General features: G+C 43.1%; 21 protein-coding genes. 13 read left to right on the forward strand and 8 right to left on the reverse strand.

Features of this window, described 5'->3' with window-relative positions; all coding sequences use genetic code 11:
• Nucleotides 1–16: 16 nt before the first annotated feature.
• The 11 genes from B5Y40_RS02815 (at nt 17) to B5Y40_RS02865 (ending at nt 15,982) form a co-directional block, all read left to right on the forward strand.
• Nucleotides 17–1,582, forward strand: a complete 1,566-nt coding sequence (locus B5Y40_RS02815) for a glycerol-3-phosphate dehydrogenase/oxidase (RefSeq protein WP_079685185.1) — start codon at nt 17–19, stop codon at nt 1,580–1,582.
• Between the two features lie 95 nt (nt 1,583–1,677).
• Nucleotides 1,678–2,337, forward strand: coding sequence for an HAD family hydrolase (locus tag B5Y40_RS02820; protein ID WP_079685186.1), 660 nt, complete (start codon nt 1,678–1,680; stop codon nt 2,335–2,337).
• 232 nt (nt 2,338–2,569) lie between these two features.
• The gene (locus B5Y40_RS02825) at nt 2,570–4,264 is read left to right on the forward strand and encodes a ribulokinase (protein ID WP_079685187.1); all 1,695 of its coding nucleotides are present in this window, start codon (nt 2,570–2,572) and stop codon (nt 4,262–4,264) included.
• 49 nt (nt 4,265–4,313) lie between these two features.
• The gene (locus tag B5Y40_RS02830) at nt 4,314–5,015 is read left to right on the forward strand and encodes an L-ribulose-5-phosphate 4-epimerase (RefSeq protein WP_079685188.1); all 702 of its coding nucleotides are present in this window, start codon (nt 4,314–4,316) and stop codon (nt 5,013–5,015) included.
• 34 nt (nt 5,016–5,049) lie between these two features.
• The gene (locus B5Y40_RS02835) at nt 5,050–7,059 is read left to right on the forward strand and encodes a glycoside hydrolase family 127 protein (RefSeq protein ID WP_079685189.1); all 2,010 of its coding nucleotides are present in this window, start codon (nt 5,050–5,052) and stop codon (nt 7,057–7,059) included.
• 31 nt (nt 7,060–7,090) lie between these two features.
• Nucleotides 7,091–8,581: an L-arabinose isomerase gene (gene araA / locus B5Y40_RS02840; RefSeq protein WP_079685190.1), complete on the forward strand. Its 1,491-nt coding sequence runs from the start codon at nt 7,091–7,093 to the stop codon at nt 8,579–8,581.
• A gap of 89 nt (nt 8,582–8,670) precedes the next feature.
• A complete protein-coding gene (locus tag B5Y40_RS02845) occupies nt 8,671–10,359 on the forward strand; it encodes a sodium:solute symporter family transporter (protein WP_079685191.1) in 1,689 nt (562 codons plus the stop codon).
• A gap of 36 nt (nt 10,360–10,395) precedes the next feature.
• Nucleotides 10,396–11,085, forward strand: coding sequence for an NUDIX hydrolase (locus tag B5Y40_RS02850; RefSeq protein ID WP_079685192.1), 690 nt, complete (start codon nt 10,396–10,398; stop codon nt 11,083–11,085).
• Nucleotides 11,086–11,463: 378 nt separating this feature from the next.
• On the forward strand, nt 11,464–12,999 hold the full coding sequence (locus tag B5Y40_RS02855; protein WP_079685193.1) for an alpha-N-arabinofuranosidase: 1,536 nt from the start codon (nt 11,464–11,466) through the stop codon (nt 12,997–12,999).
• Nucleotides 13,000–13,008: 9 nt separating this feature from the next.
• On the forward strand, nt 13,009–14,991 hold the full coding sequence (locus B5Y40_RS02860; protein ID WP_245840461.1) for an alpha-L-arabinofuranosidase C-terminal domain-containing protein: 1,983 nt from the start codon (nt 13,009–13,011) through the stop codon (nt 14,989–14,991).
• A 13-nt stretch (nt 14,992–15,004) separates the two neighbouring features.
• Nucleotides 15,005–15,982, forward strand: a complete 978-nt coding sequence (locus B5Y40_RS02865) for an arabinan endo-1,5-alpha-L-arabinosidase (protein WP_079685194.1) — start codon at nt 15,005–15,007, stop codon at nt 15,980–15,982.
• A gap of 58 nt (nt 15,983–16,040) precedes the next feature.
• Here the strand turns inward: B5Y40_RS02865 and B5Y40_RS02870 are convergent, their stop codons facing one another.
• Nucleotides 16,041–16,685 carry an MgtC/SapB family protein gene (locus B5Y40_RS02870; protein WP_143785577.1) on the reverse strand — a complete coding sequence of 215 codons (645 nt, stop codon included), beginning with the start codon at nt 16,683–16,685 and terminating at the stop codon, nt 16,041–16,043.
• Nucleotides 16,686–16,808: 123 nt separating this feature from the next.
• Complete coding sequence (locus B5Y40_RS02875; protein ID WP_079685195.1) at nt 16,809–17,624, reverse strand: head GIN domain-containing protein; 816 nt, start codon at nt 17,622–17,624, stop codon at nt 16,809–16,811.
• A 110-nt stretch (nt 17,625–17,734) separates the two neighbouring features.
• On the opposite strand from B5Y40_RS02875, the gene B5Y40_RS02880 reads away from it, so the two are divergent.
• Nucleotides 17,735–18,364 carry an IMPACT family protein gene (locus B5Y40_RS02880; protein WP_079685196.1) on the forward strand — a complete coding sequence of 210 codons (630 nt, stop codon included), beginning with the start codon at nt 17,735–17,737 and terminating at the stop codon, nt 18,362–18,364.
• Here the strand turns inward: B5Y40_RS02880 and B5Y40_RS02885 are convergent.
• Both B5Y40_RS02885 and B5Y40_RS29285 read right to left on the reverse strand, forming a co-directional pair.
• Nucleotides 18,361–19,122 carry an MBL fold metallo-hydrolase gene (locus tag B5Y40_RS02885; protein ID WP_079685197.1) on the reverse strand — a complete coding sequence of 254 codons (762 nt, stop codon included), beginning with the start codon at nt 19,120–19,122 and terminating at the stop codon, nt 18,361–18,363. The genes B5Y40_RS02880 and B5Y40_RS02885 overlap by 4 nt on opposite strands.
• A 219-nt stretch (nt 19,123–19,341) precedes the next feature.
• Nucleotides 19,342–19,572 (reverse strand): hypothetical protein, encoded by a 231-nt coding sequence (locus B5Y40_RS29285; RefSeq protein WP_143785578.1) that lies wholly within the window; start codon nt 19,570–19,572, stop codon nt 19,342–19,344.
• A gap of 48 nt (nt 19,573–19,620) precedes the next feature.
• Between B5Y40_RS29285 and B5Y40_RS02890 the strand changes: the two genes are divergently transcribed.
• Entirely contained in the window at nt 19,621–20,835 is a 1,215-nt protein-coding gene (locus B5Y40_RS02890) for a TCR/Tet family MFS transporter (RefSeq protein WP_079685198.1), read from the forward strand.
• An 8-nt stretch (nt 20,836–20,843) separates the two neighbouring features.
• Here the strand turns inward: B5Y40_RS02890 and B5Y40_RS02895 are convergent, their stop codons facing one another.
• From B5Y40_RS02895 to B5Y40_RS02910, 4 genes are all read right to left on the reverse strand, one after another.
• On the reverse strand, nt 20,844–21,584 hold the full coding sequence (locus B5Y40_RS02895) for a LytR/AlgR family response regulator transcription factor (protein ID WP_079685199.1): 741 nt from the start codon (nt 21,582–21,584) through the stop codon (nt 20,844–20,846).
• Nucleotides 21,577–22,638, reverse strand: a complete 1,062-nt coding sequence (locus tag B5Y40_RS02900) for a sensor histidine kinase (RefSeq protein ID WP_221408861.1) — start codon at nt 22,636–22,638, stop codon at nt 21,577–21,579. The genes B5Y40_RS02895 and B5Y40_RS02900 overlap by 8 nt, the downstream gene beginning before the upstream one ends.
• Before the next feature lie 18 nt (nt 22,639–22,656).
• Nucleotides 22,657–23,001 (reverse strand): DUF4288 domain-containing protein, encoded by a 345-nt coding sequence (locus B5Y40_RS02905; RefSeq protein WP_159453587.1) that lies wholly within the window; start codon nt 22,999–23,001, stop codon nt 22,657–22,659.
• A gap of 94 nt (nt 23,002–23,095) precedes the next feature.
• Nucleotides 23,096–23,842, reverse strand: a complete 747-nt coding sequence (locus B5Y40_RS02910; protein WP_079685201.1) for a LiaF transmembrane domain-containing protein — start codon at nt 23,840–23,842, stop codon at nt 23,096–23,098.
• Nucleotides 23,843–24,101 lie beyond the last annotated feature (259 nt).

Consider the following 24,101-nt stretch of genomic DNA (forward strand, 5'->3'; position numbering starts at 1 on the left):
ATATAAACAGCAACGCATGAACAGACCCTCGATGATCGAAGCGCTTCAAGAGCAAGGAAGTATCCCCTGGGATGTTTTGATCATTGGCGGTGGCGCCACAGGATTAGGGGCTGCCGTGGAAGCAGCTTCGCGTGGTTTAAAAACGTTGCTGGTAGAGCAGCACGATTTTGCAAAAGGAACATCGAGTCGTAGCACAAAATTGATTCATGGTGGTGTTCGCTATTTGCAGCAAGGTGATATAGGTCTTGTACTGGAAGCCCTGCATGAACGCGGACTGCTTCGGCAGAATGCGCCACACCTGGTACGCAACCAACAGTTTATTATTCCAAATTACGAATGGTGGAATGGTCCGTTCTATACCATTGGCATGAAGGTATATGATATGATGTCCGGCTCACTGGGCTTGGGCACTTCCGAGCACATCTCCAAAGAAGAAACGATGGAAGCCATCGCGAATCTGAAGGAAGATGGATTGCGTGGCGGTGTTATATACTATGATGGACAGTTTGATGATGCAAGGCTCGCCATTAACCTCGCACAGACAGCAGTGAACCAGGGTGGTGTTGTGATCAACTACATGAAGGTTACTTCGTTGTTGAAAGATGCAAAGGATTTTGTTATAGGAGCCACCGCTATTGATATGGAGAGCAGGGTGGCACATACTATATATGCAAAATCGGTGATCAATTGTACCGGAGTGTTTGCCGATGCCATTCTTCGCATGGATGATCCGCAGGCGAGCAAATCGATTGTGCCAAGCCAGGGTGTACATATTGTACTGGATCGTGAATTCTTACAAGGCGATGCAGCGATTATGATTCCTAAAACTTCGGATGGACGTGTGTTGTTCGCAGTACCGTGGCACGATAAAGTGGTGGTGGGCACAACGGATACGCTGGTGGAAAACGAAAGCCTGGAGCCGCGTGCTTTGAAAGAGGAGATTGATTTCATTTTGAATACAGCAAGTTTATACCTGACCCGTAAACCTGTACGCAGTGATGTGAAGAGTATATTTGCCGGACTACGTCCGCTTACTGCATCTGCGAACGGCAAGGCAACAAAAGAAATTTCACGTAGTCATAAAATCCTCGTATCGCTCTCCGGATTAATCACAGTTATAGGAGGCAAGTGGACAACCTATCGAAAGATGGGAGAGGACACCATTGACAGAGCCATTATCGTTGGCAGTTTGCCTGAACATAGCTCGATCACAAAACAACTTCGGATTCATGGCGCAACGGACTATATAAACCCGATTGACCCGCTATATTTCTATGGCAGTGACAAAAAATATATTGAAGATCTTATTCGTGAACGTCCTGCGCTAGCAGAAAAAATTAATCCTGCTTTAAATACTATACATGCTGAAGTAGTGTGGGCAGCGAAAGCAGAGATGGCACGAACCGTGGAAGATGTATTGGCGCGTAGAACCCGTGGACTTTTTCTGGATGCCGCTGCAAGTATTGAAATGGCGCCCACCGTTGCTCGATTGTTAGCAGATTCACTCGGGTATGACGAAGCGTGGCAGCGCGAACAGATAGAAGAGTATACGCAGCTTGCAAACGGATACAGGTTGCTATAGGATACTACTAATCGAAGTATCATTACGAATGTCACAATCTTGTATTGGTTCTACTGATTAGTGCTTAATATTGTGCTTACAAAAAATCTCTAAGCATGAGTACTAAAGCGTTTATATTCGACCTCAACGGCACCATGATTGACGACATGCATTTTCATTTGAAGATCTGGCATGAAGTATTGACAAGCGATCTGGGAGCAAAACTTACCATAGAAGAAACGCGCAGTAATATGTATGGCAAGAATGACGAGCTGTTGGCGCGTGTATTCGGAGAGGGCCATTTCACTGCGGAAGAAGTAACTGCAATCTCGCAACGGAAGGAAGAAAAATATCAGGAGATCTATAAACCTCACCTTGATCTGCTACCAGGCCTATTTGATTTTTTAGAAGATGCACACCAGGCAGGTATACGATTGGCGATTGGCTCTGCTGCTATACCTTATAATATAGACTTCGTGTTGGACAATCTTAACATTCGTCATTACTTTAAAGTGATTGTCAGTGCGCACGATGTGTTGCAAAGTAAACCGCATCCCGAAGTATTTTTAAAGGCTGCCGAATTATTAGGTGTAGCACCAGATTCATGTATTGTTTTTGAAGATGCACCGAAAGGAGTGGAAGCCGCAGAGACTGCAGGCATGCAAAGCGTAGTACTCACTACCATGCATACTACCGAAGAATTTAAGCGCTACTCGAATATCATGCTATATACCAAGGATTATAAAAATCCTTTGTTGAAGGAGCTTATATCGTAATGCTTAAAAGTAAAATGCGCTCTGTCAATTTCTAATAAGAGTCGTCTTTTTTAATATGACTTTTACATATAGTCAACCGGCCCGATAATTTCCTGGAGCGTTTAAAAATGCGTTTTTAAGGCATCAGGAAAACATCGGGTAATTTTTTTAAAATATTTGTAAATGTTGATTATACACTTATAAAATTTATTGTATCTTAGCCAGCGTTTCAAACGATTGATTATCGAAGACTATGGTTAAAGGATATGTTATTGGAGTGGATTATGGAACGGATTCCGTTCGCTCCATTATAGTAGAGGCAGCATCGGGAGCGGAGGTAGCATCTTCCGTTTTTTATTATCCACGATGGCGCGATGGATTATTTTGTAATCCATCTAAAAATCAATTTCGTCAACATCCGAAAGATTATGTTGAAGGACTTGAACTCACCATTCAGCAATGCCTGCAACAAGCCGGGGCTTCGGTGCGAAGTAACATCAAAGCAATCGCGGTGGACACTACCGGTTCAACTCCGGTAGCCGTAGATAAAACAGGAACACCACTCGCGCTCACTCCGGGTTTTGAAAATAATCCCAACGCGATGTTTGTACTTTGGAAGGATCATACATCCACCAAAGAAGCTGCAGAGATCAATGAACATGCTGAAAAGTTTGATGTAAATTATTTACAATTCGTTGGAGGTATATATTCATCCGAATGGTTTTGGGCAAAGCTTCTGCATGTACTTCGCGAAGATGAAGCTGTGCGAAAAGCTTGCTACTCCTGGGTAGAGCATTGCGACTGGATTCCATATTTACTCACCGGTGGTAATGATGCGCGCAAATTAAAGCGTGGTGTATGTTCTGCCGGTCATAAAGCTTTGTGGTCTGCTGACTTCAATGGTTTACCACCTGACGAATTCTTTAGTTCACTCGATCCGTTGTTAAAGGGATTTACGTCACAATTATTTACAGATACATATACATCGGATAAACCTGCTGGTACACTGAGTAAAGAATGGGCAGAGCGCTTAGGACTTTCAACAGATGTAGTTATAGGTATAGGAGCTTTCGATTGTCACATGGGGGCCGTTGGCGGCCAGATTGAACCCTATCATCTTAGCAAAGTTATGGGCACTTCTACATGCGATATGATGGTAGTACCTATAAAAGATATGGAAGGTAAACTTGTGCGTGGTATATGCGGACAGGTAAACGGTTCGATCATTCCCGGTATGATTGGTCTTGAAGCAGGACAATCTGCTTTTGGCGACACATATGCGTGGTTCAAAAATCTGCTCGCATGGCCACTTGAGACTTTATTGAAATCATCTTCCGTTGTCACTCCCGAAATAGCAGAGAAGCTTAAAGCTGAATTGCTTGATAAGATTGTTCCCGAGTTGACACGTCAGGCAGCAGCCCTTCCGTTGGATGTGAATAGCGAACTCGCTATAGATTGGTTGAATGGAAGAAGGACTCCAGATGCAAACCAGGAACTGAAAGGTGCTATCACCGGATTAAGTTTAGGAACCGATGCACCGCGGCTTTTCAAAGCCTGGGTAGAAGCTACATGCTTTGGTGCCAAAGCCATCGTAGATCGTTTTAACAATGAAGGTGTTCCGGTAAAAGGATTGATCGGACTTGGGGGCGTTGCAAAAAAATCTCCCTATATCATGCAAGTCATGGCAGATGTTATGAACATGCCGATACGCATTCATAAATCAGAACAAACCTGCGCAGCAGGAGCCGCGATGTTTGCAGCAACCGCTGCAGGACTATATCCAACCGTAGAAGAAGCGATGAATACCATGGGACAGGGTTTCGATGCAGAGTATAAACCCAATCCAAACGCTGCTGCTATATATATCAAACGCTATAAACAATATCTGGAGACAGGCGACAAACTTGAAAAAGAACCGTCTGCAGCACCAACGTATACCAATGCCTGATTGCCAACGCTTCATGCAAATGCCTATTCCCCCAATTTTTAAATAACGAATGAGTAAATACGAATCAATCAAACAATCCGCTTACAATGCCAACATGCAACTGCCCAAACTCGGGTTGGTGATTTTTACATTTGGAAACGTAAGTGCTGCGGATCGTGCCGAAGGTGTTTTTGCAATCAAGCCGAGTGGTGTTCCCTATGAAGAATTGTCTCCTGAGAAAATGGTGATTGTGGACTTCGATGGAAAAACCGTGGAAGGTAAACTTCGTCCGTCTTCCGATACAAAGACACATGCTGTGCTCTATAAGCATTGGGAAAAGATAGGCGGTATAGTACATACACATTCCACCTATGCAACATCCTGGGCACAGTCCCAACGCGATATACCTATATTTGGAACAACACACGCAGATCACAACACTGTAGATATACCGTGTGCACCTCCTATGAGTGACAAAATGATCCAGGGAGACTATGAATATGAAACTGGTTTTCAGATCATGAATTGTCTCCAGGAGCGTTCTTTAAGTTATGAAGAAATAGAAATGATACTGGTCGGCAATCACGCGCCTTTTACCTGGGGAAAAACTCCTGAGAAAGCAGTATATAACAGCGCTGTACTGGAATCCGTAGCACACATGGCGTTGCTCACCGAACAGATTAACCCGAAAGCACCACGCCTCAAGGACGCACTGATAAAAAAACATTTCGAACGCAAGCATGGCCCTGACTCATATTACGGTCAGAGCTAACAATTATATATACTACACCCTGTCAGAAAAATATATGAAGTCCCTACTTTTAGGTATACTCTTTTTAGTGGCACTAACCGCGTGGTCACAGCATCGTGACTACCCGATTCAGGCTGTTCCTTTCACGAATGTGAAATTGACTGACAACTTCTGGTTGCCACGAATCAAAACAAACCATACGGTAACCATACCAGCATCGTTCGAGCGCTGTGAAAGTACCGGCCGGGTAAAGAATTTTGAAATGGCCGCTGCCAAGAGTGGAAAGTTCTGCACCATTTTTCCATTTGACGACACCGATATATACAAGACCATTGAAGGTGCTTCTTTTTCATTGTCGCTATATCCCGATAAGAACCTGGAGCTATATATTGACACACTCATCACCAAGATCCTGGCTGCGCAGGAACCAGACGGGTATTTATATACGGCACGTACCATCAATCCAAAAGAGCCTCATCATTGGGCTGGTCCAGAGCGATGGGTGAAAGAACGTGAACTCAGTCATGAACTTTATAATTCAGGCCACCTCTTTGAAGCTGCAGCCGCGCATTACCAGGCTACTGGTAAACGCAATCTGCTGGATATAGCATTGCGCAATGCAGACCTCATATGTTCAGTATTCGGCCCTGATAAAATGCATGTTGCGCCTGGCCACCAGGTTGTAGAAATGGGATTGGTAAAGCTATACCGCATCACGGGTAAAAAAGAATACTTGCAAACGGCAAAGTATTTCATTGAGGAGCGAGGCCATTATACTGGCTACGATCCCAAGAGTAAAGATCCCTGGAAAAGCGGAGCCTACTGGCAGGATCATAAACCTGTTACGGAACAAATGGAAGCTACAGGACACGCCGTCCGCGCTGGATATTTATATGCCGCCATGGCAGATATAGCAGCCTTAACCGATGATAAAGCTTTTCTGAATGCTATCGATTCTATCTGGAACAACGTTGTTACCAAGAAGATCTATATACAAGGAGGCGTTGGCGCGATTGGTGATGGCGAACGTTTCGGTGAAAACTACGAATTGCCGAATGCAACGGCATACAATGAAACCTGTGCCGCGATTGCCAATGTATATTGGAACCACCGGATGTTCCTGTTACACGGTGATGCCAAGTATATAGATATACTCGAAAAATCTTTATACAACGGATTGATCTCGGGCGTAGGCATGGATGGTAAATCGTTTTTCTATACCAATGCAATGGAAATCAAGAATAGCTTCCTGCATAAAGATATGGAAGCACAACGTTCAGGCTGGTTCCCATGTTCCTGCTGTCCTACAAACGTTACCCGGCTAATTCCCTCCGTGCCAGGCTATATATACGCGCAGAAAGGTAGCGATGTATATGTGAATCTGTTCATCAGCGGTACGTCCTCTATTACGGTGAATAACAAACCTGTACAGATTGAGCAGAAGAACAATTACCCATGGGATGGAAAACTGACGTTCGCCATAGCGCCCAAAACAGCGCAGGCATTTAATTTACTTGTGCGCCTTCCGGGATGGTCGCAGAACCAGGCCATGCCCTCCGATCTATATACTTTCGCAGATGCTTCTGATAAAAAAGTAGTAATCACCGTCAACGGGAAACCTGAAAATTACACAGTGCAAAACGGTTACGCTGTATTGAATAAGAAATGGAAGAAAGGTGATGTAGTAGAAGTAAATCTGCCGATGGATGTCAGAAAGATTGTCGCCAATAAAAATGTTAAAAATGATATTGGGAAGATCGCGTTACAACGCGGCCCTATAGTATACTGCGCAGAGTGGCCTGATAACAACGGAAAGACCAGCAACCTCATTATCCCTGCTGGGACATCTTTTACAACCGAGTATAAAGCTGATCTGCTGAATGGCGTTACCGTATTGAAGGGTGAGGCGACTGCTATAAAAGTTGATACGCAACATAACGCGGTATCAACTACAAAGCAAAACTTCACTGCGATTCCATACTATGCCTGGGCACATCGCGGTAAAGGTGAAATGGCGATTTGGTTCCCGGTCACCATCACCGATATAGATATCATTTCAAAATAGTATATACTTTAAAAGAATAAACAATACATCGATGACTGATCTGAAAAAATTGGAAGTGTGGTTTGTTACCGGTAGCCAGCATTTGTATGGTGAGGAGACCCTGAAGAAAGTAGCAGAACACTCGCAGCAGATTGCCCGCGAACTGGATGCTTCACCAGATATAGCTGTGAAAGTAATCTTCAAGCCGGTATTGAAATCACCGGAAGAAATATACCAACTCTGTCAGGAAGTAAATACAGCAAAAAATTGCATCGGTATCATCGCATGGATGCATACATTCTCGCCTGCTAAAATGTGGATTGGCGGACTTAAAGTATTGCAGAAACCACTGCTTCATTTGCACACACAGTTCAACCGTGATATACCTTGGAAAGATATAGACATGGATTTCATGAACCTCAATCAAAGTGCGCACGGTGACCGTGAATTCGGTTTCATTATGTCGCGTATGCGGTTGGAGCGTAAAGTCGTTGTAGGACATTGGCAGGATAAAGGTGTACAGGCAAAGTTAAATGCATGGCTTCGCGCAGCCAGCGGATGGCACGATTGGCAAGGCGCTAAGTTTTGTCGCTTCGGAGATAACATGCGCCAGGTGGCCGTTACAGAAGGCGATAAAGTTGAAGCCGAAATCAAATTCGGTTACTCCGTCAACGGTTTTGGTATGGGCGACCTCGTAAAAGTGATCAACGCTATATCTGACAATGCCATCGACAAACTCACCAGTGAATACGAGCAGAGATATACTATAGGAGCATCCTTGCGTAAAGGTGGCGACAAGCATCAGGCATTGCGTGAAGCAGCAAAGATTGAACTTGGTCTGCGTACATTTTTAGAAGAAGGAAATTTTAAGGGCTTTACCGATACATTCGAAGACCTTCATGGACTCGTGCAACTTCCCGGTATAGCAGTACAACGTCTGATGGCCGATGGCTACGGCTTCGGTGCAGAAGGCGATTGGAAGACAGCGGCTTTGGTTCGCGCTATGAAAGTGATGGGAAGCGGATTGAAAGGTGGTAATTCATTTATGGAAGACTATACGTATCATTTCGATCCATCGAATCAAATGGTATTGGGAGCACACATGCTGGAAATTTGTGAGTCGATTGCAGATGGTAAAGCATCGTGCGAGATTCATCCATTGGGTATAGGAGGAAAAGCTGATCCTGTACGATTGGTATTTAATAGCGCACCGGGTGCAGCCCTAAACGCTTCCGTTGTTGATATGGGAAATCGTTTCAGGTTACTGGTAAATGAAGTAGAGGCTGTTGCACCGTTGCACGATCTGCCAAAGCTTCCGGTAGCACGTGTACTCTGGAAACCATATCCGGATATGCTCACCGGTTGTGCCGCGTGGATTCTAGCCGGAGGCGCTCACCATACGTGCTATAGTCAGAATCTGACTTCCGAACATTTACAGGATTTCGCTGAGATGGCAGGAATAGAATATGTGCTCATCGGTAAAGAAACCAATCTATACCAGTTCAAGAACGAACTGCGCTGGAACGAAGTATACTATAAATAATTGCTGATTGCTCGCTATTGAATTTTTGTAATCAATAGCGAGCAATAGTAAGCCGTAACCTTAAACTCCAAAACCTATATCTATATCTTATGAATCAAAATCTTGTTTTTGCTGATTACCTGGTATTTATAATTTACTTCGTTATTGTATCGGGCTATGGATATTGGGTATACCAACGGAAGAAGAAAGAGGTTACCGATACAAAAGATTTTTTTCTCGCAGAAGGATCACTCACCTGGTGGGCTATTGGTGCTTCGCTGATCGCTTCAAATATTTCGGCCGAACAGTTTATCGGTATGAGCGGTGAAGGTTATTTTGTGGGGATTGCTGTGGCGGCCTACGAATGGATTGCTGCTGTAGCCCTGATCATTATAGCGATCTGGTTCATTCCGATTTATTTGAAGAATAAGATCTATACCATGCCGCAGTTTTTGAAAACACGCTACAATGAAACAGTAGCGTTGATCATGGCGGTGTTCTGGTTGTTCCTGTACATCTTCGTTAATCTTACTTCAATTTTATATTTAGGTGCTGTTGCCATCAATGGACTAGTAGGCGGGGAGTCTTTACATATACTCATGATAGGACTGGCGCTATTCGCGTTGGTGATTACACTCGGTGGTATGAAGGTGATTGGTTATACCGATGTAATCCAGGTAGGCGTGCTAATCATTGGCGGACTGGCAACTATATATTTAGCGTTGACAATCGTCAGTGAAAAATTCGGTATGGGCTCCAGCGCGGTAGAAGGTTTTAAAATATTGATGAAAGATGCTCCGGATCATTTTCACATGATTCTTGCCAAGCCTGATGCTGACGCACCACAGGCATATATTGATAAATATTTAGTACTGCCGGGCATTGCCATGTACTTTGCAGGTCAGTGGATTGTAAACCTGAATTACTGGGGATGCAATCAGTATATAACTCAACGTGCATTGGGAGCAGATCTTCAAACAGCCCGCACCGGTATTTTGTTTGCAGGCTTGATCAAGCTGATGATGCCAATCATCGTAATGTTGCCAGGTATAGCAGCATATGTACTCTATAAAAATGGACACTTGCCACAACTTGAAGGTGGAAGCAAAGATGGCGCGTACTCTGCTATCCTTGGTTTTCTTCCGAGCGGTCTGAAAGGTCTTTCTATTGCAGCGTTGACTGCGGCTATTGTTGCATCGCTTGCCGGAAAGCTCAATAGTATATCTACAATCTTCACGCTCGATATATATAAGAAGTACTTCAAGACCTCGGCCGATGAAAAGAACATGGTGTGGATCGGACGTCTTACTGTATTTGGTTCTATGATCCTTGCATTGATCTTTACCTGGGAAGATCTGTTGGGTATAGGTGGTGAAGGTGGTTTTACATTCATCCAAAAATATACAGGGTATATTAGCCCAGGTGTATTTGCCATGTTCATTCTCGGCATGTTCTGGAAACGAACTACCGGTGCAGCTGCAATTGCAGGTGTCATAACCGGTTTTGCTTTGTCTGTTTTCTTCAACCAGTTTGCTACATCTGTTTTTGGTAATGAGACATTTTTCTACACAGCATTTCCAAATGGAAAAGGTGGATACGAAATACCGTTCCTGATCTGCATGGGGTTATCGTTCATGTTCACCATGATCGTGATGATCGTCATGAGTTTTGCAGGACCGAAAGTAAACCCGAAAGCTTTCGATATTGATCGGAAGATGTTCGCGGTGAAGCCCGCTACATTGGTATTGATCATTCTGACACTTATGATTTTGGCAGCTTTATATGTTAAGTTCTGGTAATATTTAGGATATTACGGGCTACTTAGCGCCTCATCTATGGATATTAATAAATACAAGAGTCATGATCGCATACTGGTCGCTGTAGACTGTATCATTTTCGGCTTCGATGGTCAGCAGTTGAAAGCACTGCTGATCAAACGAGGCTTCGAACCGGAAATAGGAAAGTGGTCGTTGATGGGAGGTTTTGTTAGCCAGGATGAAAGTACAGATGAAGCTGCAGCACGCGTGTTGCATCAGCTCACCGGTATGCACAATATATATATGGAGCAGTTACATTGCTTTAGCGATGTTAAGCGTGATGCTGCGGGCCGCGTTATATCTGTAGCATATTTTGCATTGATCAACATTGCAGATTATAGTGAACAACTACAACTTGAACATGAAGCTCGTTGGTTTCATCTCAACAAGATACCGGAATTGATCTTCGACCATAAAGAGATGGTGACGCTGGCGAAAGAAAGACTTCGACAGAAAGTAACCAATCATCCGATCGGATTTGAATTGCTCCCTGAAAAATTTACGTTGCCCTCTCTTCAGAACCTATATGAAGCCATCTATGAAGAACCGCTCGACAAACGGAACTTCACACGTAAAATCTTATCACTCGGTATACTGAACAAACTTGATGAGAAGGAAAAAGAGTCGTCCCGTAAGGGTGCCTTCTACTATATCTTTGATAAGAATAAATATAGCAAGCTTCACCAGGAAGGTGTAAAGTTTATCTGATATACTCTTTGCTGATTTTTTTATTTTTCAAATGAATTTCCTTTGAACGGGGTTTCTATTCCTGTTTTTTATTCTTGAAAAAAATGGTTTAAAAAAATAAATGTTGTCGATACATTTTAATTTAATAAGTGTAAATTGTACTGTTATTGTAAACGATTTAACTGCTCGGAATGGCATACTTGTAAAAACTATAAGCCTAATTGGCGAACACTGTCAGTCAAGATGAGCTGGTTTTACGCATCGATTTAGTTGTCCAATAAAGACAATATATAGTATCGATGATGAATGAATTTGCAATAACTAAAATATACTTCATTGGTTTTCGCAACAGCATGATCAATGAAATCAGAAGCCGTCTTAATTTAACTTAAACCAATAATGAAAAAGTATTTCTTACTGTGTAGTTTGTGTCTACTCTTCACTCTTACACAAAGCTTTGGACAGTCACAAGCAAAGCTTAGCCTGCAGCCTGGTACTCCGCAGCTCACCATCAGTAAACATATCTATGGAAATTTTGCCGAGCATCTTGGCAAATGTGTATACGGTGGTTTTTATGTCGGAGAGAACAATACTAAAATTCCAAATACAAATGGTGTCCGTAACGATGTTGTGGCAGCATTGAAGAAATTAAAAATTCCAAACCTGCGTTGGCCAGGCGGTTGCTTCGCTGACACCTATCATTGGAAACAGGGTATAGGACCAAAAGATAAACGTCCTACTATGATAAACCAATGGTGGGGTGGCGTCACAGAAGATAACAGTTTTGGTACACATGATTTTCTAAACATGTGCGAACTGATTGGTACCGAACCATACCTCGCAGCAAATGTAGGAAGTGGAACCGTGGAAGAATTAACGGACTGGGTACAGTACGTAAACTTCCAAGGCACAAGTCCGATGTCGAAACTGCGTGCTGAAAACGGAAGAGCAAATCCATGGAAAGTAAAATACTGGGGTGTAGGCAATGAAGCCTGGGGCTGCGGTGGAAACATGAAGCCTGAGCACTACGCAAATATCTACAGACAGTACTCTACATTTATGGCTGGTGACAAACTTTTCAAAATTGCTTCCGGTGCAAACTCTTCAGACTATAACTGGACAGAAGTATTAATGCGTGATATACCACACCACATGATGTCGGGTGTTGCACTTCATCATTACTCTGTAATCCAATGGGATAAGAAAGGATCTGCTACCAATTTCTCAGAAGATCTATACTTTGCTACACTGAAGTCTGCGCTGTTTATGGATGAGCTGATCACCAAGCACACAGCCATCATGGATAAGTATGATCCGAAAAAACAAGTAGCCCTTGTAGTGGACGAATGGGGTGGGTGGTATGACGTTGAGCCTGGAACAAACCCTGGTTTCCTGTATCAGCAAAACACCATGCGTGATGCGATGATCGCTGGAACAACACTGAATATATTCCATAAACATTGTGAACGTGTACGCATGGCAAACCTGGCGCAGACTATAAATGTACTGCAGGCAGTAATTCTTACGAATGAAGAAAAAATGATCCTGACGCCAACGTACCATGTACTCGAAATGTATAATGTACACCAGGACGCTACGTTGCTTCCACTCGAATTGAAAAGCACAGACTATACATTGGGTGCTGATAAGTTACCGGCTATATCCGCATCTGCATCGAAAGATAAGAATGGTGTAATCCATGTGTCGCTGGTAAACATCGATCCCAAGAAAGCACAGGACATCACGATTACATTGGATGGAAAAGCTACCGCAGTGACCGGAAAAATTCTGGCGTCTGCTTCTATGCAAGACCACAATACATTTGAAAGTCCGGAGAAGATCAAGCCAGTTCCTTTCAAAGGCGCTCAGTTAAAAGGCAATAACCTGACGGTAAAATTACCGGCTTGTTCTGTGGTGGTGCTAGAACTAAAATAATCAGCAATCATGAAACTATATAAGGTATATAGATGTGTAATGATGCTGTTGGCAGCAACTATAGTGTTAAGTCAGCTTGCCACTGCCCAGTCTACAGTACTTACCGTGAAAGCTGATAAACCCGGTGTTGCCATTCAGCCCAACATGTGGGGAATCTTCTTCGAAGATATAAACTTCGCTGCAGATGGTGGTATATATGCTGAGCTGGTGAAGAACCGTTCATTTGAATTCTATGAGCCGTTAATGGGTTGGAAAGAAGCCCGCGAAGGTAGCGCAACGGGAGGGATACTGATTCAGAATCTCAGCACAACACGTCCATCAAACCCGCGGCATGCCAGTATATCATGGAATGCTGCAACGGGAGTATATAGCCTTACGAATGAAGGCTTCAGAGGAATGGGTATCAAAAAAGATCTCCAATATAATTTTTCGCTCTGGGCAAAAACGGAAGGCAATGTAAAACTGAAAATAGAGTTGCTGAATGCAAGTGGCGCAAGTATAGGCAGTACTACAATTTCAATTTCCGGTAATGAATGGAAAAAGCATACTGCTTCTTTCACAGCATCGGCAACCGAACCAAAAGGTAAACTGCGTATTTCATTTGAAGGTAAAGGTTCACTGGATGCCGACATGATCTCGTTGTTTCCAAATGACACCTGGAAGAATCGTCCCGGGGGATTGCGCGCTGATCTTGTTCAGTTGTTAGCAGACCTCAAGCCCGGCTTCATTCGTTTTCCCGGAGGATGTATAGTAGAGGGACATGAACTGGACACACGTTACCAATGGAAAAAAACGGTTGGACAAGTTGAGAATCGTGAGTTGATCGTGAATCGTTGGAATACGGAATTTAAGCATCGTTCCGCTCCGGATTATTACCAGACTTTTGGCCTGGGCTTCTTTGAATATTTTCAACTGGCGGAAGATATAGGTGCAGATCCACTTCCGATTATCAACTGCGGCATGGCATGTCAGTTCAATACATCGGAAGTAGTGCCGTTAAACCAACTCGACCCCTACCTGCAGGATGCTCTTGACCTGATTGAATTTGCCAATGGATCTACCGATACCAAGTGGGGCAAGCTTCGCGCAGACATGGGACATCCGGCACCATTCAATTTGAAGATGATGGGTGTTGGTAATGAGCAGTGGGGTGAGCAATATGTAGAGCGGTATAAAATATTTGCGAGTGCTATCAAAGCAAAGTATCCGGGTATAAAGATCATAACGAGTGCAGGTCCTTCACCAGACGGTCCGTTGTTTGAATACCTGAATCCGATATTGCGTAGTCTTAACGTTGACTTCATTGACGAGCATTATTACCGCTCGCCTGAATGGTTTTTGAAAAACGCAAGCCGCTATGATACATACGACCGGAAAGGTCCGAATATTTTTGCAGGCGAGTATGCTGCGCACACCGAGAAGAAAGTACAACCGGAAAATAAAAATAACTGGGAGAGTGCTTTGGCAGAGGCCGCTTTCATGACTGGCCTGGAGCGTAATGCAGACGTTGTGCAGATGGCTTCGTATGCTCCGCTGTTTGCGCATGTAGAAGGCTGGCAATGGACTCCTGATCTCATTTGGTTTGACAACCTTCGTTCTTTCGGTACACCAAATTATTATGTTCAGAAATTATTCTCACTGAATAAAGGAACGAATGTTCTGTCTATTACAACCGGCAATGAAACTATAGCGGGTAAGAATGGACTATATGCTTCTGCTGTCGCAGATAACAATACGAAAGACGTTATCATTAAAGTGGTAAATACCGGTGATAAGGAACAGAGTGTTGTGATCGAAGTGCCTGGAGTAAAGAAAGCTTCTGCTGCCGGAACATTAACCGTAATCAGAAGTGCAAATGCGGAAGATGTTAATACCCTTGATAATCCGTTTAATGTAAAACCTGTTGAGCAAGCGATCAGCCTCAAAGGTAAAAGTATAAAAACGGTTCTTCCTGCAGGTTCCGTTTCTATTATCAAAGTTAAGGCACTATAAATATAGGTATACAATGAAGCGGGTATGCTATACATTGCTGTTGGTAAGCATAGCAGCTTCATGGGTATACGCGCAGGATGTTCGGGTTCACGATCCTGTGATGATCAAACACGGAAATACGTATTACCTGTTTTGTACAGGAATGGGTATTTCCGTTTTTTCTTCTACTGATCTTCAGCACTGGAAACCAGAAAAAGCTGTATTCGATTTACCACCGTCTTGGGCGGTGAAGGCAGTGCCAGGTTTTAAAGGACATATCTGGGCACCGGATATATCTTTTTACAACGGACTATATTATCTATACTACTCCGTTTCTGCCTTTGGAAAAAACACATCGTGTATAGGGGTCGCTACCAATAAAACGTTAGATCCGCAGGATAAAGATTTCCATTGGACAGATCATGGTAAAGTGATTGAGTCGGTGCCGGGCAGAGACCTCTGGAATGCCATCGATCCGAATCTAATCTTGGACGATCAACAAAATCCGTGGCTTGCTTTTGGATCTTTCTGGAGTGGTATAAAACTGGTGAAGTTGAATAAAGATCTTACAGCAATAGCGCGTCCTGAAGAATGGTATACTATATCAAAGCGTGATCGAAGTTTTAAAACACCTGATGCACAAGGTGGAGACGCTGCTGTTGAAGCACCGTTCATCTTTAAGAAGAACAACTATTACTATCTCTTTGTGTCATTTGATTTTTGTTGCAAAGGCGTGAACAGTACCTATAAGATTGCTATAGGGCGCTCTGATAAAATACAAGGACCATATGTTGATAAGGCTGGAATGCGAATGGATGAAGGAGGTGGTACTATATTGCTGAAAGGAAATGCTTCCTGGCCCGGTCTCGGTCACAACGCCGTATATACTATGGATGGAAAGGATTACCTGGTATTCCACGCGTATGATGCATCTGATAATGGCAAGCCTAAATTAAAAATTATACAGATGCAGTGGGACGACCAAGGCTGGCCGATTGCTTCAATCGAGTAGTAATGATGAGACTACTGTAAGGCGTAGAATTTGCAACCTCCGATACTGGAGAAAGATCTTAATACTCGTACGCCTTTACATGCATGTTGTTTTTTAGAAATATAGTAAGTGCATCCAATTGCTTGGCGCTGCCAAACATCTCATATACCAGGATATAATTATTCTCGCTTTTCATATAGCGTTCCTGCGAGCATTTTACCTTTAGAATTTTCAATTCTGCCTCCAACGATTTAATGAATGGCTCATCCTGTTCAATTGTAATTTTATAAGTACGCGCCTGGTGAATGCGACTGATCACAAGTTTAGTTTTCTCCAGTACCGTCAGTACGATTAACACAGCGATCGATCCGGCAAATGCTATAAAGTATTCACCTGCACCAACGGCCATACCGAGCGCAGCAGAGATCCATATTGTTGTAGCCGTAGTGATGCCGGTAATCGTAAGGCTATCTTTGAAAATTACACCTGCTCCTAAAAAGCCTATACCTGTAATAATGTTGGATGCGATACGATCTGGAGAAGATACGCCAATGGAAATAGATACCTCTGTAAAAATGGTGGAACCCAAACAGATCATGATCATCGTGCGCAGCCCTGCAGCTTTACTTCTATATTCACGCTCCAGGCCGATGGCGGTTCCTATGATAAATGAGATCAGCAGTTGAAGGGCTGTTTCGTAATTGATTGTAAAGGTATGTTCCATGGTAGAAGGTATGAAAAAAGTATGCCGTCCGGAAAATGTGAAAGGTATAAAAAAAGGACAGCCTGTTTGCACAGGCTGTCCTCGGTGAATATACTGCAGTATATTCTATACCTTCCTCATCCGTTATATCTTTCTTACTTTGCCGCTTCCTGAAGAGTGACTGTTCAATCTTTTAGGCTCGCCTTTGTACGATACACTGCCACTGCCGCTGATGTTCGCGTCAAGTGCTTCTGTCACATTGATCTCTACATCACCAGAACCAGAGATCCGCACATCGCATGTATTGGTCACAAGTTCAGCAGCCAATACTTTACCAGAACCACTGATGGAAGTTTTAACTGCATTCGCAGAACCACTTGCTTCAATTTTACCTGATCCGGATATACCAAAGTCAGCCAGGTTCTCTATAGCAAGAGCCAATGATACTTTACCCGATCCACTTACATCGCTGTTAAAGCTTTTGCATTTACCTTTTACTACAACATCACCTGAGCCGGATACATCTGCTTCCAACGCACCCGCTACTTCAACTTCAATGCGCATAGAACCAGAGCCACTTACATTCAGGTCAAGATCTTGTGATTTGATTCGCGTCTCTGCGATCAGGTCGCCAGAGCCACCAACACTCAAGCCTTCTATAGTCGGCATCGTAATATATACATTCACATTATCATCATCTTCCCAATGCCAGTTCGACCATTTACCTTCTTTGCCAATCACCAGTTTGTTGCCTTCTAACTTCGTTTCAATTTCATCCAACAAATCTTTTTTACCTTCAATTTCTACTTTTATAGTGCTACCCTGGCGCAGATAAAATTTACCTGGAACCCGGAATGATACTTTTGTAAATCCGGAAACATTACGCGTTTCTTTGGTCTGTGCGAAAATGGACGCACTTGCCAGCAGAATGATCAGGAGAAGGAAAATATATTTTTTCATAATTTCTAAGGTTAATACTTTTTACAGACTTGTTTAGCCAAAGGAAGGTTGCATCAAAGCATGTAAATTTTTATTCTTTTCTTTGACGCACAATTTGAGCAGCGTGTTACATGCCGGTATTTGCCTATAGAACCATTCAACAATCCACAGAAGGTATTTATAAAGAGAAGGGAAGTAAATTTCTGGCCTTTGCATACCCTGTAATTTCTGAGTCGGAGATCAGGGAGAAACTTGAAAGTTTACGCAAAGAATATTTCGATGCGCGACATCATTGCTATGCTTGGATGTTGGGGGCTGAACGAAAACACTTTCGTGCGAATGATGATGGGGAGCCGAATCATTCGGCAGGCGATCCTATACTTGGACAGATTCGTTCAAAAGAATTAACAAATATACTCGTAGTAGTGGTGCGCTATTTTGGAGGAACAAAATTAGGCGTGGGTGGATTGATCAATGCGTATCGTGTAGCAGCCGAAGATGCTTTGAGTCATGCTGTGATCATTGAGAGAGAGGTTACCGAAGGTATCCGTATTCAATATGATTATGCGTCCACGCCGGAAGTAATGAAGCTTGTTAAAGATTTTGACCTGAAAATTCTGGGGCAAAATTTCACAACAGGTTGTACCATGGAAGCGGAGATAAAATTGAAAATGAAAGATGTATTTACCGAAAAGGTAAAGCTTATGAAAGCACTCGGGACCTCGATTGATGTTACCGTATCGCCAGCGTCAATGTTCTAGAATTGCAGAACATCGCCGTCTTCTGGTATAAGACAATTCTGCGATAGATTTTTGGACTCCAAAAGTTTTTTCAGATCTTTTCGTTTCAACAGGCAATGATTCACAGTGTTCATGTGTACTGCTATAACTTTTGCTTTCGGCACAGTCTCACAAACCTTCACTACATCTTCACCTGTCATGGTAATAGGGCCTCCTTCTAAAAACTGTGCAGCCCCCGCATTGACAACAACATGTGTAGGCTTATATATCTTCAGAGCGTCTGCTACTTCAGTACACCATATAGTATCTCCTGCTATATAGATGCGATGGTGATCTTGTTCGATCACAAATCCGGAGACATGTCCCATCTTTACCGCGACCTCACCGCTGCCATGCTGACCATCGGTTCGGTTTATCTTCAATCTTTTAAAAGTAGTTGTTATAGTGACCGGTAAAGGATTTGTAAAACCTTGCTCGCGGATGTCTTTTTCATCTGAAGGTTGAATGATGAGCGGAGTATTTTTAGGGATCATCTCCTGTGCTCGCGTGTCCCAATGATCACGGTGCGTATGCGTAATGAGAACAGCATTGATGCTGGTAAGCTGATCGCGTAAGGCGTCTTCTGATAACGGCAGATCAACCATGGGAATTCGCGATGCATCGGAAGCATTGCCCACCGGGTCCATAGCATCTTTCGGACTTAACATCGGATCTACCAGAATCTTTATACCATTTGTTTCCAGGAAAAAAGTAGCATGTCGGAGAAAGTGAATTTTCATAGAGCCTTTGTTACAAGTGTTGAAGATGATTTATCATCCTACGAAACCGCAGCTATATACAAGAAACTTTAGCTATATACGAGATAAACTTTGATCTGTTCACAAAAGTGCTAATAATCCCCAAATTATTACGGAGACTGCCATGCCAATAGCAATGCTTACATTATTGAGATTCCTGTTTATCATATCCACTTCACTTGTAGATATACGCTTTAAAGATCATGCCTGCCTGATAAACAACCTGTATTTGTAATAATGAGGGATGCGCTCATTTTGATGCGTACTGTCAACACTTGCCTGTATAATAATGTTACAGATTGTAACATAACCGGTGACAGGCTGATATCCTTGTGGAGTGTGATCTTTCGTAATGCATTTGTTGAAATAGAAATGGTCATCTGTGAAGTATCTATATTCCTGATAATTTGTCGTGATTATACAATTCTTCATCTGGTGCTAATTCTATTTTAGCTTTATTTGCGAAATAAATGCTCACACATGGCTGTAAAGAAAAATGCTGCGCTCGGATTTATCTTTGTTACCTTATTGATTGATGTTATAGGCTTCGGTATCATCATTCCGGTTATGCCGCGATTGATCAGCGAGATGCTTCATGTAGGTATTCCGGAAGCAGCAGAATACGGAGGTTGGCTGCTTGCCGCATTCGCGATCATGCAGTTTGTATTTTCACCACTCATGGGTAACCTGAGTGACCGCTATGGGCGCAGACCAATTTTGCTGGCTTCACTTTTCGGTTTTACGATTGATTATATATTTCTGGTTTTTGCTCCCACGATCGGATGGCTTTTTGTAGGAAGGATCATTGCCGGTATTATGGGCGCGAGCTTTACCACTGCGGCAGCATATATAGCCGACATCAGTGAACCTGAAAAACGTGCACAGAATTTTGGTATGATCGGAGCTGCCTTCGGATTAGGTTTTATCATCGGCCCGGCACTGGGAGGTATATTAGCAAAGTACGGACTGCGTGTGCCGTTTATTGGCGCAGCTGTTCTTACCATGCTCAACTGGCTGTATGGATTCTTTGTTTTGCCAGAGTCGTTGAAACCAGAAAACAGAAGAGCATTTAGCTGGGCACGCGCCAATCCAATAGGGTCTATAGAGTTTTTCTTTCGCTATAAAGTTATTCTTGGTCTTGTGGCCTCCATTGTACTAATCTATATAGCAGGTCATGCCGTGCAAAGTACATGGTCGTATTATACCATGGAAAAATTTAATTGGACAGAAGAGTGGGTTGGATATTCTCTTGCTTTTGTTGGGCTTATGGTGGCTATTGTACAGGGCGGGCTCATCCGGTTCATCATACCGAAGTTAGGGCAGGAGCGAAGTATATATATAGGGCTCGCTTTATATGCATTGGGCTTTTTCCTGTTTGGCATTGCTACACAGGGATGGATGATGTTTGCATTCCTGATTCCGTATTGTCTGGGGGGAATCACAGGCCCGGCACTACAGGGTATTATGTCAAGCCAGGTGCCGGCTAATGAGCAAGGAGAATTGCAAGGAGCACTTACCAGTTTAATGAGCCTCACATCCATTATAGGGCCCGTAATGATGACGTGGATCTTCCATCGTTATTCCCAACATGACGCTGGTATGTACTTTCCGGGTGCAGTTATGTTAGCCGGAGCTTTTCTTACAATCATCAGTGCTTTCCTGGCGCGTCTGAGCCTAAAGAAAAATGTAGCGTAACGGTACCTCTACAGGCCGAGTACCGTTTTCAATTTCGCATAGCCACTTTTGCTGAGAGGTACACGCACGTTGCTCTTCAGCAACGCTATATGGGTATCTTTCTCCAGCGGTTCAATGCGTGTAAGCTGACTCAATTGAATGATATAGGAGCGATGTACCCGCACAAACTGATTGGCATCCAGGGATTGTTCGTAAAAGCTCATCGTCTTTTTCTTGAGAAACATTTCCTTTTGCGTGAAGATTTTTACGTAATCATCATAGGCTTCTATATACTGAATTTCATGTACCGGTATAATACGGATGTTGCCACCTTCTTTTACAACGATACGATTACGCTCTTCCGGTTGCCGGATTTCTTCCTGCAATAATGTTTGCGGATTTTTATCAGGTGCATTCCCGCGTTGCTGAAACCATTTCAATAAAGCTTTATCAAAACGATCTTTGCTAAAAGGTTTCAGGAGGTAGTCGATAGCGTGTGCCTCAAAAGCCTTCATCGCGTATTCATCAAATGCAGTGGTAAAGATCACAGCAGGGGGGTGATCAATAAGTTCAAGCATTTCGAAACCATTTATCTTCGGCATCTGTATATCCAGGAATATAAGATCAGGTTTATAGTGTGTAATTGCTTTAACACCTTCAAAGCCATCATTACATTCCTGCACAATTTCTACTTCCGCATGGGACTGTAAATATTCACGTGTGATGCTACGTGCCAGGGGTTCATCGTCTATGAGTATAACTTTAATCATGAGGCTGGGGTATTCGTACTATGGTTATAAATATAGGGTGTTCGTTCTCTTCATTTTGTTTTGTCTCGAGCAAATCATTGCGGGCATACAACAGGTAGAGCCTGCGTTGTACGGCACTCAGTCCGAAGCCTGTACCTTGCCGGGGTTGCGCAGTAGCAGGATCAAAAGGGTTCTCAATGGTTAATACCAGGTGGTGATCCTTTAAAGATGAATTGATCCGTATGGTGATTTCTCCTGTTGTATCGTACAATCCAAATTTGATTGCGTTCTCTACTATGGGTTGAAGTAGTAAGGAAGGAAGCTTCAACGCGAGCGTTGCATCCTCTTTCGTTACTTCCGTTTTCAATCGGTGACCAAACCGTACTTTCTCTATTTCGAGATATAGTTGTAAATGTTTTAATTCTTCTTCAAGTGTTACCAGTTGCTGATCATCGCGTTTAATTGTGCCGCGCAGAAAATCAGAAAGTTGCTGGATCATCATGCGTGCTTGCTCAGGTCTGGAACCCGCAAGGGCACTGATGGAGTTTAAACTGTTAAATAAAAAATGAGGCTGTAATTGTTGACGCAAACTTGCCAGCTCGGCTTCACGTGCCAAACGTGCAGCGTCCTCTTCGCGTTTTTCATAGGCTTGTTGATCCTGAATCACAAACCAAACCCAACTTAATACTGCGATCAACGCAATCATTAACCAGGCGATTACACCTCTTAGTAAATGTGAGCCTGCTAAATAAGTAAGGTACTGCACATCATCCGTAAATATATAGGTAGCCATGAGCCACCGGTGTAATACAACACTCAGCACGGCTAACGTAACGCTCCACACCACCAGGTAAAAAGCATTCTTCAGACTAGGCTGATAGAAGCGGAGCGAGTTGAACATGAAGTATCCGGCTGTAGCGATAAGCAGGTTCATGTTCAGTGCATCAGCCAGTGCTACTTTTAAACTGAAATTAAATGTACTGCTGATTGCATACGTCTCTAACGAGATCAGCAATAGCCACCAGGCTATATATGCAGTGGTAATCTTTTTTATGGATAAGCGGTTTGAGTTCAAGGGTTGGTGTGGTTAAGATCAGAACAAGGGCATGGTGTTTAACCGCAGTGCCATGGCTTTCTGATGGATAAAATTAACATATGATTTCGCTTCCTCCATTTCATGTATACGTGAATATACCTCTACACCATCTTCCAGTCTTTTAATAGGTACAAGCTCTGATACATTGATGAATTCCCATTTTACCATTTTGTTCTTGTCGTTCACGAACGAATCCTCTTCGCTCAATCCGATCATTCTTGATTTCAGGAATGCTTCCTCCTGAGTTTCAGCCTCGATGAGCCGTAGTTGCTCGTCAAATTGTTTTGTGTCTTTGTTTTCAGCTGTGATTCCAAAGACGATTTTTGCGATGTACCAGTTCATAAGTAATACTTGAAGCGTTATAAAGATGAAATACATAGTTTGATTTTTATTTGTGATCAGCTGCCTTTCAGCATGTGAAGTCAGCTATAGATCACTAATAATTTTTAATATCAATGCCACCAAAGATGCAAGTACCTTTCAGTACCAATGTTTTGTCTGGATCAGGTGTCGTAATGTTTTTACGCTTATCATCCAGACCACCGAATACGCTTACGAGTTCTTCTGTTTGAATTTTCCAGTTGGAAGGAACGACAAGTTTTGTACCGCCAAATACTTGTGTAAGTTCAAGCTCAGCACGACCGTTGATGTCGGCTTGTGTCAGGTTAATCTCCACACCACCAAAGAATGTAGTAGCCTCGCCGCCCTTAAAGTCTTTCGAGATGATAACTTTTTTGGCACCGCCAAATACCGTTATAGCGTTGATAAAATCTTCTTCTGTGTTTTGAGAACTCATCGCTGAGAACTGTTGATGCTGTTTTTCATTCCAGCGTTTCCATGCACCGTCACGATTGCGTTTGGGTTTGAAGATCATTACTAAGCCTATAAAGATGATGATGATAGGCCAGAAGAATTGTTCGATTGATATATCTTCGATGAACCTGTCAGCGAGAAATACAGATCCGATAGCAACCGGAACCAACCACCCCCAGTCACGGAACCTATGTTTAGCGCCAACAAACACACCAAAGGTGATAAGCGCCATTTGCCATGTAAAAAGCCAGGATGGTAAATCGGCTCCTGCTTTTTTAGCAAGCAACACTGCGCCAACCGCTACGATGATCAAGCCTCCCCACGCGCGTCCTGATTGATTAGAAGGAGATGTATTTTCTTGTGTATCCATTTTCGTTGATTTATATTCAAATGTACGGGCAGATTACCCTCACGACTATGGCATATAGGTCTGTAAAGGCGACCGGTAGGTGAAAAGAGGAAAGCGGGCGGTGAAAATTTTTTGGGGCGGTATTCCCTCTGGCAAGTATACTTCAAGAGCATCCATTGGTAAGGTAAAGTTGTTGGTTAGCTAGCAAGCTTAGCGGATGGCGTTTGCTTTATGTACCTCTGTGTCTTCTTTGTGCCAGGGATTTTAATGCTACGACAAC

This window comes from Ohtaekwangia koreensis, from assembly GCF_900167975.1.
Classification (GTDB): domain Bacteria; phylum Bacteroidota; class Bacteroidia; order Cytophagales; family Cyclobacteriaceae; genus Ohtaekwangia; species Ohtaekwangia koreensis.

Coding starts and splice junctions, on each gene's coding strand:
- B5Y40_RS02815 (WP_079685185.1), top strand. CDS start 17: ATGAACAGACCCTCGATGATCGAAGCGCTTCAAGAGCAAGGAAGTATC.
- B5Y40_RS02820 (WP_079685186.1), top strand. CDS start 1,678: ATGAGTACTAAAGCGTTTATATTCGACCTCAACGGCACCATGATTGAC.
- B5Y40_RS02825 (WP_079685187.1), top strand. CDS start 2,570: ATGGTTAAAGGATATGTTATTGGAGTGGATTATGGAACGGATTCCGTT.
- B5Y40_RS02830 (WP_079685188.1), top strand. CDS start 4,314: ATGAGTAAATACGAATCAATCAAACAATCCGCTTACAATGCCAACATG.
- B5Y40_RS02835 (WP_079685189.1), top strand. CDS start 5,050: ATGAAGTCCCTACTTTTAGGTATACTCTTTTTAGTGGCACTAACCGCG.
- araA (WP_079685190.1), top strand. CDS start 7,091: ATGACTGATCTGAAAAAATTGGAAGTGTGGTTTGTTACCGGTAGCCAG.
- B5Y40_RS02845 (WP_079685191.1), top strand. CDS start 8,671: ATGAATCAAAATCTTGTTTTTGCTGATTACCTGGTATTTATAATTTAC.
- B5Y40_RS02850 (WP_079685192.1), top strand. CDS start 10,396: ATGGATATTAATAAATACAAGAGTCATGATCGCATACTGGTCGCTGTA.
- B5Y40_RS02855 (WP_079685193.1), top strand. CDS start 11,464: ATGAAAAAGTATTTCTTACTGTGTAGTTTGTGTCTACTCTTCACTCTT.
- B5Y40_RS02860 (WP_245840461.1), top strand. CDS start 13,009: ATGAAACTATATAAGGTATATAGATGTGTAATGATGCTGTTGGCAGCA.
- B5Y40_RS02865 (WP_079685194.1), top strand. CDS start 15,005: ATGAAGCGGGTATGCTATACATTGCTGTTGGTAAGCATAGCAGCTTCA.
- B5Y40_RS02870 (WP_143785577.1), bottom strand. CDS start 16,685: ATGGAACATACCTTTACAATCAATTACGAAACAGCCCTTCAACTGCTG.
- B5Y40_RS02875 (WP_079685195.1), bottom strand. CDS start 17,624: ATGAAAAAATATATTTTCCTTCTCCTGATCATTCTGCTGGCAAGTGCG.
- B5Y40_RS02880 (WP_079685196.1), top strand. CDS start 17,735: ATGCCGGTATTTGCCTATAGAACCATTCAACAATCCACAGAAGGTATT.
- B5Y40_RS02885 (WP_079685197.1), bottom strand. CDS start 19,122: ATGAAAATTCACTTTCTCCGACATGCTACTTTTTTCCTGGAAACAAAT.
- B5Y40_RS29285 (WP_143785578.1), bottom strand. CDS start 19,572: ATGAAGAATTGTATAATCACGACAAATTATCAGGAATATAGATACTTC.
- B5Y40_RS02890 (WP_079685198.1), top strand. CDS start 19,621: ATGGCTGTAAAGAAAAATGCTGCGCTCGGATTTATCTTTGTTACCTTA.
- B5Y40_RS02895 (WP_079685199.1), bottom strand. CDS start 21,584: ATGATTAAAGTTATACTCATAGACGATGAACCCCTGGCACGTAGCATC.
- B5Y40_RS02905 (WP_159453587.1), bottom strand. CDS start 23,001: ATGAACTGGTACATCGCAAAAATCGTCTTTGGAATCACAGCTGAAAAC.
- B5Y40_RS02910 (WP_079685201.1), bottom strand. CDS start 23,842: ATGGATACACAAGAAAATACATCTCCTTCTAATCAATCAGGACGCGCG.